9 protein-coding genes and 1 pseudogene are annotated in these 13,288 nt (G+C 43.3%); 3 read left to right on the top strand and 7 right to left on the bottom strand.

Annotated elements, in window-relative coordinates; genetic code table 11:
- Positions 1–57: 57 nt before the first annotated feature.
- Together AC2D3N_RS11470 and AC2D3N_RS11465 are read right to left on the bottom strand one after the other, a co-directional pair.
- Entirely contained in the window at positions 58–294 is a 237-nt protein-coding gene (locus tag AC2D3N_RS11470; protein WP_255377557.1) for a DUF4351 domain-containing protein, read from the bottom strand.
- A gap of 44 nt (positions 295–338) precedes the next feature.
- Complete coding sequence (locus AC2D3N_RS11465; RefSeq protein WP_484693640.1) at positions 339–1,583, bottom strand: RNA-guided endonuclease InsQ/TnpB family protein; 1,245 nt, start codon at positions 1,581–1,583, stop codon at positions 339–341.
- Between the two features lie 70 nt (positions 1,584–1,653).
- Here AC2D3N_RS11465 and AC2D3N_RS11460 point away from each other — a divergent pair, with 70 nt between their 5' ends.
- Positions 1,654–2,229 carry an ABC transporter substrate-binding protein gene (locus tag AC2D3N_RS11460; protein WP_484693639.1) on the top strand — a complete coding sequence of 192 codons (576 nt, stop codon included), beginning with the start codon at positions 1,654–1,656 and terminating at the stop codon, positions 2,227–2,229.
- Positions 2,230–2,417: 188 nt separating this feature from the next.
- Here AC2D3N_RS11460 and AC2D3N_RS11455 read toward each other — a convergent pair whose 3' ends face one another.
- From AC2D3N_RS11455 to AC2D3N_RS11445, 3 genes are all read right to left on the bottom strand, one after another.
- The gene (locus tag AC2D3N_RS11455) at positions 2,418–2,942 is read right to left on the bottom strand and encodes a hypothetical protein (RefSeq protein WP_144017679.1); all 525 of its coding nucleotides are present in this window, start codon (positions 2,940–2,942) and stop codon (positions 2,418–2,420) included.
- 48 nt (positions 2,943–2,990) lie between these two features.
- Positions 2,991–3,980 carry an adenylate/guanylate cyclase domain-containing protein gene (locus AC2D3N_RS11450; RefSeq protein WP_079677709.1) on the bottom strand — a complete coding sequence of 330 codons (990 nt, stop codon included), beginning with the start codon at positions 3,978–3,980 and terminating at the stop codon, positions 2,991–2,993.
- A gap of 82 nt (positions 3,981–4,062) precedes the next feature.
- The gene (locus tag AC2D3N_RS11445; RefSeq protein ID WP_079677708.1) at positions 4,063–4,629 is read right to left on the bottom strand and encodes a pentapeptide repeat-containing protein; all 567 of its coding nucleotides are present in this window, start codon (positions 4,627–4,629) and stop codon (positions 4,063–4,065) included.
- A gap of 345 nt (positions 4,630–4,974) precedes the next feature.
- Here AC2D3N_RS11445 and AC2D3N_RS11440 point away from each other — a divergent pair.
- Positions 4,975–5,257 (top strand): annotated as a pseudogene (locus AC2D3N_RS11440) (zinc ribbon domain-containing protein); the annotation flags it as partial.
- Positions 5,258–5,276: 19 nt separating this feature from the next.
- Entirely contained in the window at positions 5,277–5,570 is a 294-nt protein-coding gene (locus AC2D3N_RS11435; protein WP_079677707.1) for an HU family DNA-binding protein, read from the top strand.
- 155 nt (positions 5,571–5,725) lie between these two features.
- On the opposite strand, the gene AC2D3N_RS11430 is transcribed toward AC2D3N_RS11435, so the two are convergent.
- Both AC2D3N_RS11430 and AC2D3N_RS11425 read right to left on the bottom strand, forming a co-directional pair.
- Positions 5,726–8,038: a hypothetical protein gene (locus AC2D3N_RS11430; protein WP_484693638.1), complete on the bottom strand. Its 2,313-nt coding sequence runs from the start codon at positions 8,036–8,038 to the stop codon at positions 5,726–5,728.
- A 311-nt stretch (positions 8,039–8,349) separates the two neighbouring features.
- Positions 8,350–13,131, bottom strand: a complete 4,782-nt coding sequence (locus AC2D3N_RS11425) for an ELWxxDGT repeat protein (protein WP_484693752.1) — start codon at positions 13,129–13,131, stop codon at positions 8,350–8,352.
- Between the last annotated feature and the right edge of the window lie 157 nt (positions 13,132–13,288).

The following is a 13,288-nucleotide window of genomic DNA, read 5'->3' as shown; positions in this document are numbered from 1 at the left end:
TAAATGTCCTTAAAGTATTAGGTGAAGTTTTAAACAGATGAACCTCTATTGTACTCATTAAGGCTGACTTTGATTCAACCAATTTTCTAAATCCGTTGCTTCTGAAAAATCCAGAAGTGCTTCCCCTAAATCCTCTAATTGTTCTACAGATAGGGTCTGAATTTGTTCTTGTATTGTAGGAGCGATCGCACCGACTCGTCGAGTCACTAAGCGAGTAACAAATGACATCGCCTCCCGTTGTCTTCCTTGTTGGACTCCTTGTTGGAGACCCTCAAGGAGACCATCTTCCCGAATTTCTTGGTAATTGACACTCCCGCGCCGTAAAACGGCGGGGATTCTTAAGAGACGTAAATCCTTAAAGGGTTAGCCAAAAACCCGCTAGACACTCGCTCAAAATCAAGTCTGTGCTTACTTTTAACCAAAATATTGGCACTACCATTAATATCAGCCGAAACCAGATGTCTATCCTTTGTTCTATACAATCCTCTCTTAATCCTTCTACCAGAAAACTTCTGTTTACTGGGATTATCGGCATTGTAAATAGGGATCTCATCTTGGTCATAAAAACTAGCCTTAGAGGAGTAAGATTCCTCTTGTTCACCATACTCAATTCCGTATCGACAACACAAAGCTTTAAGTTTTTGTCTCAACTGCCAAAAAGGAATCTGGACAAAGTTTTGATTATTAGAACGTCCGATATTAATCTCTTGCTTGATACCCGGATTGTAACCAACTATCAATTTACCAATTTGATAAGTCAAACAATGGTCGATTATTATTCGAGCCGATTTATTCAAATAATCTCGAATAGAGTCATTCCGCTTTTGATTAAGTCGTGCCTGTTTATTTGTGATCCCTTTTATCCCTTGCTTGTCTTTGGCAGATTGAAGCTGGGCGTTACGCTTGTTATACCAGTGATTAATGCTTTTAAGTCTTTTGCCATCAATCAAAAATTGATGCCCATCAGTGTCAAAACAAGCTGCCAGATTATTAACCCCCAAGTCAATAGCTATCGCTTTTTCGGAATCAACAGATGTTTCGATTTTTTCATCTTCATAAATATACTCAATCTCAAACCATCGAGCCGAGTATTTCGGATGTATTCGTACCTCCTTAATCTTCTTGTCTTTCAGTCTTTCTGGGAGTGGGATTTTCACTTCCCCATATTCCTGTTTAAATTGTTGAGACATGGGGATATTAAACACCCCATTTTTAACTTTAATTCTCGGAATAATCAAAGGGAAATAACCATCTTTGGGCAAGTATTTAGGCAGTTGTGGTTTTTGTTCACAGCGTCCTATACTGATGGCTTGAAGAAGTCCCAAGAAAGACCGCATACTTCTATCTACCACCTTCATTGTCTGTTGAGCAATATCGGTATTAAGAAGCCGATAGTTCTCATTAGACTTGCAAATATGGTAGTTAGATTCATAGGTCAGTCGCTTTCTTTGAGTAAAGAAATACTGCCTACATTCATACAAAGCCACATTAAAAAGATTCTTGCTCAAACGACACAAAACAGTCAGGGCGTTAAATTCCTGCTGGCTAAGTCGTCTAAGTTGGTTCTTTTGAGTGGCGTACATCTTCTCAAGTGTTTCACTATTTCTCTAGTATATAGCGAAAACATCTAAAAAAAATGAGTTTACAAAAAATTTGGCTCAAAATAATGGCAATGTGGTAGCAGAATTTGACTTGGGTAATACATCTTTTAGCCCTAAAGCTAACGTAGACGCGGCAATTAGTCAGGGAGCAGAAGTCATTACTTTATTGCCCAATGAGAAGACACGCAATCAATCTTTACAAGTAGTGCAAGTAAACCAGGGAAGACTACCACTTTTAGGAGGAGACAGTGCTTACCATATTGATACATTAAAAGTAGGTAAAGAAAATGTTATGGGCATGGTACTAGCAATTCCTTGGCATAGAGAAGCAAATTTGCAAGAAAAGTTTACTACAGATGCTGATCGCCTTTGGGGTGCAGACGTTAACTGGCGCACCGCAATGGCTTATGATGCAACTAAAGCATTGATTGCTGCTTTACAGGAAAATCCCACTCGTAGTGGGGTGCAAAAAGTGCTTTCATCGCCCAAATTTTCTGCTCAAGGTGCTTCTGGAGTCGTGACCTTTTTGCCAACAGGCGATCGTAACGCCCCAATTCAACTCGTGAAAATTATTGGGGACGAAAACTCTCGTTCTGGTACTGGTTATGATTTTGTGCCAGCGCAGTGAAATGCTTTTGATATAGAGTAATCTGTGTATCTGCGATCGCCCTTAACAACTTGCAATTCTCCAAGCATTCTAAAAATTAGAAAGTGCCCCGAAGGTGGACACATTATGGTTGATTTTTGTTTTTCTAAAGTGGGTGATTCTGTTATCCTGATCAAAAAACGACTAGAAACTCACCCACCCTAGACCTATTATTTGTGTTTTTCTAAATATTTTTGTACTCCTTTCCCCATATCAATTAAATTGGGTTCGAGTTTACTTCCTAGGATTTGTTCAAACAAACTGGCTAATTGAGTCTTGAGAAAATCGGGAACTCCATCTATTTTGTTCGGGTCTAGTTGAATTTCGCCTCGGGTTTGAATTATGGTATTATTTTTATCCTCTAAAAAGGTATTTTTTCCTGAACATTGGAATGCTTCTGTAAAAATTTGGGTTTGAATTTTCCAATCTAAGGTAAAATCTTGATTATTCCAAGTGTCGTATTCTGTCCAACGGAGTTTATCCTGTTTTAATATATTTTCAATCAGGGCGGGAATATCTTCATCCGATTGCCAATCATAAACAGTATAAACCGTATCGGCTTCTACTCGATGAGAGACTAATTTAACATCATTTTTATTGGGTAATGAGTTGACCACATCCATTAAATTGTCTCTGTAGGTACTAAAAACTAGGGGACGAGGGAAGGGAATTTTGATGTCGGTGGCAAGTTTCATGATCAAGTAGGTAAAATATTCTGATTTAATATTATACACTTTACAAGATTATGATTTCGGTTCCAAAAACTCATCTAAATTGGCAAAAGTTCCCCCATAGGTAATTGTAGGGGTATCATAGCCTTTAAGATTAACAGTATATTGTTGAAAATTTTGTTGAGGACAAGCCTGGGATAGATATTTATAGGTAGTTTCTCCTAATGCAATATCCATACCAATTTCTTTGGTCGAAGATTCTAAACGAAAGGCTGCATTTACCGTATCTCCCAAAGCTGTATAATCAGCAGTACCACCGCTTCCAGTATTACCGACCATGGCATATCCGGTATTAATTCCAGCACCGACTCGCAACGGGAAAGGCAAGGGATAATGATTACTCAGTTCTATTGTAATTTTATGTAATTGACTTAATGCGTTAGCAATTTTTAACATTTCTTGGGGAGTGACTCCTTGGGTTCCATGAAACCAAACCGCCATAATCGCATCGCCAATATATTTATCTACCCAACTGCCATTTTCTCGAATAATTTGTCCGGCGTGACGAAACCAACGACCGATCACTTCTGATAAAATCCGTTCATCTAATTGTCGGGTTAATACGGTAAAATCCCGAATATCCATGACCATGACTGATATCAAACGGCGAACCGTTAATGTAGCGGTAAAATCTTCCGATTCAGGTTCGGAAGGGTCAGTTTCTTGGGTGACATCAGGACAATAGAATTCTAATTCCATTTGTCCGAAAACAATATGATCTCCATTATGAAGGGTAACCGGAATTGTCACCCGCCGACCATTGACAAAGGAACCATTTCGACTCCCTAAATCAATTAAAAAAAACTCTCCATTTTCCATGCGTTGTAACATGGCATGGTTACGAGACATCCATCGGTCTTTGACGACAAAAGTATTGTCCTCACTGCGACCCAATGTCCAGTAATTTTTACCCATCAGTGGTAAATAGCGATTACCACCTTCGGTATGTAAGACTAAGTGGGGAGTTGGTTCCAAGGTCGTATAGCGCGCGATAGAGAGCATTGGGGGGATTAAGAAGCCACACCGAATATTGCCACGATTTTGAGGGGCTGGGTGCGGAAGCCAAGTCCGCACGTTCAAGGGTCTAGCACTGAGTCACCGAAAGCTCCGATTTCGATAGAATTGCCCCCTGCTGTTGCAGGTAACTGAGTAAATCTAAACTTATATTAATTGCACCCGTAAAATTAGCGTCCTGAACCGTTGAATCCGTGAAATTAGCATCTTTCAAATTAGCTCCTTTGAGATTCCCATGATTCAAATTCGCTTCCACCAAATCGACTTTTAATAAAGTGGCTCGACTCAGATCAGCATAACTCAAATTTGCCAGGGATAAAGTGGCTCCACTCAAGTCCGCCCCACTTAAGTCGGCTCCACTCAGGTTAGCCCCGGTTAAATCCGCCCGCGTCAAATTAGCCCCACTCAGGTTAGCCCCACTTAAATTAGCACAGTAGAGGTTAGCACCAACGAGATCGGCATTGTATAAATTCACCCCAATCAAGTTAGCCCGAAATAAGTTAGCCCGAAACAGGTGACATCGAAATAGGCTGGCTCCACTCAAGTCAGCATTATTAAAATCAGCCCGAAATAGGTCTGTATCCCGAAAATCCCGCTTTCCAGAGGCATAAGCCATCAAAAGTTCTTCAGCCGTCATATTTGATCTTTTCCAGTCTAGGGTCTATTCTATTGTCGCCCAAAAATAGGCTATCAAGCCCCGTCCTTCTACTTGGGCTTTAAATCTCTCAAATTCTATTCGTAAGAGTGTCAAAACTCCCTCAAATCAATGCTAATCTCTACAAAAGCGGTAAATTGGTGTTCTGTCAGGATGACTTCCCATCATCCACTCGGGCTTTACCGACGGAGAACCCAAAAACACCAACTTTACTTAGGGTTAAGGTGGTTGAGGCTTTCTGGGCTTGCCAATTGCTGATGGGGTTGTGCTAGCACTGCCATCAGCCTTAACTTACACCGCCGGCAAGTCCCCCGCTCTACCTGTAACCAGGTGAGTGAGATGCCGTTGGATGTTCGTGAATGGACTTGTCCCCATTGTGGTACCGATCACGACCGAGATGGAAACGCAGCGATCAATATCAGAGCAGAAGGCATCAGAATGTTAAAGACGGATGGTTCAGCCGTTTGATGCTGGTTGAGGGGAGGTAAGACCAAAAGGGGGACGCAAGTCTGTCTTGAGGCACTCGCGGTGTAAGTACAGAAACTTCCGCTCTGCCTGGTACTCCAGGTTAGCGGTGAGTAGTTCACTATTTGCAGACTTGCTCACATAATTTATGAGGTTCATATCAGATGAATAAAGAACAACTGGTTCAAGCCACGGCCATTAAAGCTGGTGTGACTAAAAAACAAGCGGATTTAATTGTTTCAGCCATTTGTGAGTCCATCATGGAAGCGGTGGCGGATGGGGAAAAAGTGACTTTGGTAGGTTTTGGTTCCTTTGAAGCCAGAGAACGTAAAGCCCGTGAGGGTCGTAACCCAAGTACGGGTGCACCCATGACCATTCCGGCGACCACTGTTCCGGTATTTTCGGCGGGTAAAGCCTTCAAAGAGTTAGTTTCAGGGGTGGCTGACGAAGTGGCTTAAACCCTCAGTTGAGTTGTCCTTATTTCCCGGAAGAATCTCAGATTATTCCGGTTTTGGTTTAACGTTTTTTTGCTATTGCAATTTTTTATAACTTTTCCCACGCTATACGGATTTTTTTGGCGTGGGATTATTGTTTAAATGGGACTTAAACTTGATTAATTCTTGCCCTGAGCTTCGCGCCCCGACTGGAATGGGTTACCCGGATGACCGACTCGAAATAACACCGTAAAAATATTATCATTAACTAATAATTTATTCCCGAAAACATCATTCCCATAATCATATTGTTGATTTTGCCAATTAAAGGATAAAGTGGGACTGTTATACTGGTTTTTGAATTGCCAAATGATACCCGCACCATAGAGAGAACGATTAGAAGTTTCATCAATGGGTGCGATATAACCAGAGAGAGTCAGGGTTTTGGTCGGACTGATACTGCATTCAGCAAGTAAGCGATTATCATAGGAATTAGGAAGAATACCGCCAAAATAGTTACTTAAACCAATAAAAACAATTCCCCAATTTAAGCGCGCAGCAACGGCAACTTCACTCGCGGGTGAAATACTAACAACATCACCAATCGTTGTATCCCGATCAATAGCATAATTGAATCCCGATGATAAAGTTAAATTAGCACTTTTACTAAAGCTAATTATTTTGGCGACACCACCCCAAACTTGACTATAATAATCCTGATCGGGATTAATATAACCAATTGCACCACCCCGAAAATTCCAACCGTTAACCGTGTTTCTGGTATAATCAGTACCCAGATAAGGTTTAACTTCTTCTGACGCAATAATACCCGTATAATATCGGAGAATATATTGGCTACCTGTCCAATCTCCTGTAAAGCTTAAATGGGGATAATAACCCATTTTTTCTCGATAGATATTTTCCGTCACTAAGTTAACATTTTGTTGGAAAAAACCTAAATAAACTTGAGCATAAAAATTCTGTAGATTCGCCGTTGAATAGGTATCTTGATTCACCGCAGAGATTAACTGAACATTCGTATCGGCTCCCCCTTCTCCACCCCCATTGGCGAGGGTAAATTGTGGGCCTGTGGGCTGATAAAAGATTTGACTATCTTCAAAGTTGCGTTTAATTACTGGAGAAAGACCGAACCAAAGACTATGATAATTTGCTCTGGGAATTTGGCTTAAATTAGTAATATTAGAAGTTAAACTTTCGGCACGTCCAAGTCCGGCGGAATAAATAGTAAAACTACTACTGGGTAAACGAGTATTATTAGCAGCAAAAAATAAGTTAAGATTAATATTAGGATTAGCCGGCTTTTCACTGCCTTCTAAATCAGGAATGACATCGGGTAACAATTGCGCCCCAGCTTGAATTATCGTATTATTCCAGCGATTTTCGTCATCAAAAAATAGAGTAAATCCTCGAATAGTTCTCCCTAAAACAGCTTCTGTATCATTGGCTTTAATGACTTGACGCACCCTGGAAAATGTCCCAACAAGGGTATAATTAATTTCTTCTTTTCGCTGAAAATCTGTTTCTTGAGATTGACTATTTCCAGGGAAAGCACCCGTATTTGGAAAATAAAAATCTACGCCAATGGGTTGACTACTTGTTCCTCCTTGAAAGCCGGGACGCTCGACAAAAGCTAAGGTTTCTGGTTTGAGAACTTCCCCCACGGTCGAGGTTTGAAAAACGCGAGTGGGGACAAAAAATTTGGGATCAATACTATTGCGATCAATTACTAAACCAGGCATATAAGTACATTGTTGATTAGGGGTCGTTCCCGAAAAAATACAAGCCCCGGTTAAACTCATTTGTAGTTCTAAACCCGTCATGGTTTGGGGCTCAATGGTTGTGGTGGTAATGGTTCTTTCTAAGGGAACAGTTCGCAATTGAAAATAACTTCCTTTTTGATCTACGGTATAAATATTATCGCGGGTTAAACTCTCAATAACTCGACTCTGAATTTTGAGCGTACCATTAAAAAAAATATCGCTGTTTGTAGTCTCAGCAAAGGCTTGTAAAGCACTCAATTGCCATTCTGTTAAGTGACTAATGGGAATATCATTAAGCGGTAACCTTGTCGTTCCTGGGTTGATTTTTTCTTTAGGATCAATGCGCGGTGGGATAATATAATTGGGGTCGGGGGAGGTAGTTAAACCTTTAGACTTTTTATTTAAAAATAGTTCTTTGGGGTTGGGTTCCGTGCTTAAATTTTGTGATAAATTTTGTGATAAAGGTTGCAGGTCTATAGCAGAATGAGACCAGTGGAGTGTTTGTGACAAGGAGAGGGCTTCTGGAAACTCGGGAACCCTGATCTCTGAGGCATTTTGATCGGGGGTATTGTTGGGTAAATTGGATTCGGTCTGTGCAAAAATTGGGGCTGCACTTGCAATACTAAAGATAGTTAAACCGAGGGAAATAGTACGGTTGTATGTTGTGGAAATACGGGGATCAAAGTTAAGAATTATTCGGGGAAAGTTCATGATTATAAATCAATTAAATCGAGGGTTGATATAATAGTAAATACAGTAACAAATTCTAATATCAAATTTTTTACAATTAAAACATCCTGACTTAAAAGTTAAAATAAATTAGGAATTAGAGGACTGTTAATTAGAGTATTTTGTGGTAGTGTGAGTGTCCTCACTCGCTGGAAATTATAGAAATGAGTTAACAGTTTTTAAACCCCGATTACACCTTGAGATTAGATCCCCCTAAATCTCCCTTTTCCAAGGGTGCTAGGGGGGTCTAAGACTATAAAGAGATCAACGAACTTTCGGTTTTCTAGTCTACATTAAATAAAATCAGCCGACCCAATCAGGGTTGAATTTACGTTAATTAAAGAAGCAAGAGTTACTCCACTTGCTAACACTTTAATTAAGGTAGAAGTGCCACTTGTGGTAATGTTTAAATCGGCAAAAGTCAAACCACCATCTAATCGGATTTTATCTTTGCCATCTTCAAAACCGTTGATCAGATCCTGACCCATTCCAGCAGCTAGAACAAAAGTATCAATCCCGGTGTTACCATAAATTTGATCGCTACCCGCTCCGCCATCAAGGAGATTGTCACCGTCGCCGCCATAGAGGATATCGTTACCCGCATCACCATAAAGTTGATCATTACCTGCATCACCATAAAGGCGATCACTGCCATTGCCACCGTGCAGCAAATCATCATCATCACCACCGTAGAGGATATCGTTGCCCTCGCCACCATCGATGGTATCGTTTCCGCCCTCACCGTAGATGCGATCGCTGCCTGCTAAAGCGTCGATTTGGTCGGCACTAGCAGTCCCATTGAAAATGTCGTTATTGGGTGTGAGGGAGACTAACTTTTCGTTAAGGTTATTAATATTAACTGTCAATGCCTTCTCGAAAGTCAGTCCCGCAGCATCAGTGGTTTTCAGTCGGATACTGTAACTGGACTTAGTTTCAAAGTCAGGGGAAGCGTTGATTTTCAGTTGGTCGCCCACAAGAGTAAAGGCAGTGTTATCAGTATCTCCCGTACCCGTGACTAAACTATAAGTAAAGGTATCACCGACATCAAGATCGGTGCTGGTTAATGTCCCAACGATGCTATTAGCAGCCACGTTTTCATCAATGTTGTTACTGCTGAGAGTGAGATTAGTAGGGGTTTGGTCGGCGAGATTATTAATATTAACTGTCAATGCCTTCTCGAAAGTCAGTCCCGCAGCATCAGTGGTTTTCAGTCGGATACTGTAACTGGACTTAGTTTCAAAGTCAGGGGAAGCGTTGATTTTCAGTTGGTCACCCACAAGGGTAAAGGCGGTGTTATCAGTATCTCCCGTACCCGTGACTAAACTATAAGTAAAGGTATCACCGACATCCAGATCGGTGCTGGTTAATGTCCCAACGGTGCTATTAGCAGCGACGTTTTCGTTAATGGTGCTATTGCTGAGGGCTAGGGCTGTAGGAGTTTCATTAACATTAGCAACAGTAACCGTCAATGGGGCTTCGGTAAACAGTCCCCCAGCATCGGTAGTCCGCACCCGGACACTGTAACTGGACTTGGCTTCAAAGTTGGGGGAGGCGTTGATGTTGAGTTGGTTGCCAACAATAGCGAAGGCGGTGTTATCTGTTGAGCCTGTACCCGTGACTAAACTATAAGTAAAGGTATTTCCGGTGTCGGGGTCGGTGCTGGTGAAGGTGCCGACTGCGCTATTAGCAGCGACGTTTTCGTTAATGCTGGTACTGCTGAGGACTAGGGCTGTAGGAGTTTCGTTGAGGTTATTAACAGTAACCGTCAATGGGGTTTCGTAAGTTAGTCCCCCCTGATCGGTAGTCCGTACTCGGATAGCATAACTGGACTTGGCTTCAAAGTTGGGGGATGCAACGATGTTGAGTTGGTTGCCAACAATAGCGAAGGCGGTGTTATCTGTTGAGCCTGTACCCGTGACTAAACTATAAGTAAAGGTATTTCCGGTGTCGGGGTCAGTGCTGGTGAAGGTGCCGACTGCGCTATTAGCAGCGACGTTTTCGTTAATGCTGGTACTGCTGAGGGCTAGGGCTGTAGGAGTTTCGTTGAGGTTATTAACAGTAACCGTCAATGGGGTTTCGTAAGTTAGTCCCCCCTGATCGGTAGTCCGTACTCGGATAGCATAACTGGACTTGGCTTCAAAGTTGGGGGATGCAACGATGTTGAGTTGGTTGCCAACAATAGCGAAGGCGGTGTTATCTGTTGAGCCTGTACCCGTGACTAAACTATAAGTAAAGGTATTTCCGGTGTCGGGGTCAGTGCTGGTGAAGGTGCCGACTGCGCTATTAGCAGCGACGTTTTCGTTAATGCTGGTACTGCTGAGGACTAGGGCTGTAGGAGTTTCGTTGAGGTTATTAACAGTAACCGTCAATGGGGTTTCGTAAGTTAGTCCCCCCTGATCGGTAGTCCGTACTCGGATAGCATAACTGGACTTGGCTTCAAAGTTGGGGGATGCAACGATGTTGAGTTGGTTGCCAACAATAGCGAAGGCGGTGTTATCTGTTGAGCCTGTACCCGTGACTAAACTATAAGTAAAGGTATTTCCGGTGTCGGGGTCGGTGCTGGTGAAGGTGCCGACTGCGCTATTAGCAGCGACGTTTTCGTTAATGCTGGTACTGCTGAGGACTAGGGCTGTAGGAGTTTCGTTGAGGTTATTAACAGTAACCGTCAATGGGGTTTCGTAAGTTAGTCCCCCCTGATCGGTAGTCCGTACTCGGATAGCATAACTGGACTTGGCTTCAAAGTTGGGGGATGCAACGATGTTGAGTTGGTTGCCAACAATAGCGAAGGCGGTGTTATCTGTTGAGCCTGTACCCGTGACTAAACTATAAGTAAAGGTATTTCCGGTGTCGGGGTCAGTGCTGGTGAAGGTGCCGACTGCGCTATTAGCAGCGACGTTTTCGTTAATGCTGGTACTGCTGAGGACTAGGGCTGTAGGAGTTTCGTTGAGGTTATTAACAGTAACCGTCAATGGGGTTTCGTAAGTTAGTCCCCCCTGATCGGTAGTCCGTACTCGGATAGCATAACTGGACTTGGCTTCAAAGTTGGGGGATGCAACGATGTTGAGTTGGTTGCCAACAATAGCGAAGGCGGTGTTATCTGTTGAGCCTGTACCCGTGACTAAACTATAAGTAAAGGTATTTCCGGTGTCGGGGTCAGTGCTGGTTAATGTCCCGACGGCGCTATTAGCTGCGACGTTTTCATTGATGGTGCTATTGCTTAAAGCAATATTGGTGGGGCTACTGTTATCAACTAGCTTCCACAACTCTTGGCCGTTGGTGCCATTATCGGCTCGAAAGTACAGGGTGCCGTTGATGTTGGTGAGGTTGTTGGGCATGGAGCTACCTGTGCCAGGGTAGATATCTTGAACCAGGACGGTGCCGGCGGCGGTGCCATCAGTCTTCCACAACTCTTGGCCGTTGGTGCCATTATTGGCGGTAAAGTACAGGTTGCCGTTGACGTTGATCAAGTTTTGGAGATTGGAGGCAGTTGTACCAGGGTAGATATCTTTGACCATGACGGTGCCGGCGGCGGTGCCATCACTCTTCCACAACTCTGTGCCGTTGGTACCATTATCGGCTTTAAAGTACAGGATGCCGTTGACGTTGGTGAGTTCGTAGGCATCGGAGCTACCTGTGCCAGGGTTGATATCTTTGACCATGACGGTGCCGGCGGCGGTGCCATCACTCTTCCACAACTCATAGCCGTTGGTAGAATTCCCGGCTTTAAAGTACAGGATGCCGTTGACGTTGGTGAGTTCGCTGGGGTTGCCACCACCTGTTGTGCCAAGGTAGATATCTTTGACCATGACGGTGCCAGTGGCGGTGCCATCACTCTTCCACAACTCATTGTTGTTGGCGGCATCACGGGCGTTAAAATACAGGGTGCTGTTGATATTGATAAGTTCGGTGGGATTGGAGGCAGCGAGATTATTACCCAGGAAGATATCTTTGACCATGACAGTGCCGGCGGTGCTGCCATCACTCTTCCACAACTCATAGCCGTTTGTGCCATTATCGGCTGAAAAGTACAGGATGCCGTTGAGGTTGGTGAGTTCGTGGGGACGGGATTGACTTGTGCCAGGGTAGATATCTTTGACCATGACGGTGCCGGCGGCGGTGCCATCAGTCTTCCACAACTCCTCGCCGTTGGTGCCATTATTGGCGCTAAAATACACGATGCTGTTGACGTTAGTAACGTAATTGTCAAGGTAGATAAAGGCACTGGAGCTAGTTAAGCCAGGGTAGATATCTTTGACCATGACGGTGCCGGCGGCAGTGCCATCACTCTTCCACAACTCCTCGCCGTTGGTGCCATTATTGGCTCGAAAGTACAGGGTGCCGTTGACGTTGGTGAAGTAGGCCGGATTGGAGTTAGTTAAGCCAGGGTTGATATCTTTGACTATGACGGTGCCGGCGGTGGTGCCATCACTTTTCCAAAACTCATAGCCGTTGGTGCCATTATCGGCGGTAAAGTACAGGATGCCGTTGAGGTTGGTGAGTTCGTAGGCATTGGAGCTACTTGTGCCAGGGTTGATATCTTTGACCAGGACTGGAGCAGCGAATATTCCCGGATAGTTTGTCATCACTTCTGGGGTAAAAGCTACCGTCAACTCAGCTTGACCTGTAGTGACTTCTAACTCCCAATTTCCCCCTTTGGCAGCATTCCCCGTCATAGACTTAGATGCCGCAATTTCTGACCCGGTGAGGGCGTGTAACTTAGTAATAAATTCTTCCCCAGCATCCCCAGCCGCCACATTGCAACCGTAGAGGAGCAGGTTGGTAACATTCCACTGTTGCAGTTGGGGGATATGGTAAATTAGGGTATCTAAACTGAGTTGAGTATTGCCTAGAGATAAACAACCGGGCGCACCGTGAGAAATAATATGAACTGCATCAATATGCTGATATCGACTTAAAACTTGGCTAATTTGCTCAATACCATCGGCGGTTTTATCTAAGATAAAGACTTTGGCATTAGGAATAACACCCTTAACCAGTTGCCGGGCATTGTCAACTCCCGCATCGATAAAAACAATTGTCGGGGTGGAATTAAAAGTTTTTGTAGTAGAATTCATCATAGTTTCTCCTAAAAAATTCCGAGTTAATTATTAGAAATGTTGCGAAAAAAAAGCGTATATTGATTGGGCAGTTCCTAAAATTTCGGCTTTAACCTTGAGATTAGATCCCCCTAAATCCCATTAAAAAGGGGGACTTTGATCCCCCCAAACCCCC

Source organism: Planktothrix sp. PLAVEN19ND (genome assembly GCF_057220675.1).
The sequence above is the reverse complement of the archived record's forward strand: the minus strand, read 5'-3'. Positions and strand labels throughout refer to the sequence as shown.

What these genes read in the sequence shown, in the direction of transcription:
- AC2D3N_RS11455 (WP_144017679.1), bottom strand. Translation starts at nt 2,942, where the DNA reads ATGAAACTTGCCACCGACATCAAAATTCCCTTCCCTCGTCCCCTAGTT.
- AC2D3N_RS11430 (WP_484693638.1), bottom strand. Translation starts at nt 8,038, where the DNA reads ATGAACTTTCCCCGAATAATTCTTAACTTTGATCCCCGTATTTCCACA.
- AC2D3N_RS11465 (WP_484693640.1), bottom strand. Translation starts at nt 1,583, where the DNA reads ATGTACGCCACTCAAAAGAACCAACTTAGACGACTTAGCCAGCAGGAA.
- AC2D3N_RS11425 (WP_484693752.1), bottom strand. Translation starts at nt 13,131, where the DNA reads ATGAATTCTACTACAAAAACTTTTAATTCCACCCCGACAATTGTTTTT.
- AC2D3N_RS11445 (WP_079677708.1), bottom strand. Translation starts at nt 4,629, where the DNA reads ATGACGGCTGAAGAACTTTTGATGGCTTATGCCTCTGGAAAGCGGGAT.
- AC2D3N_RS11435 (WP_079677707.1), top strand. Translation starts at nt 5,277, where the DNA reads ATGAATAAAGAACAACTGGTTCAAGCCACGGCCATTAAAGCTGGTGTG.
- AC2D3N_RS11450 (WP_079677709.1), bottom strand. Translation starts at nt 3,980, where the DNA reads ATGCTCTCTATCGCGCGCTATACGACCTTGGAACCAACTCCCCACTTA.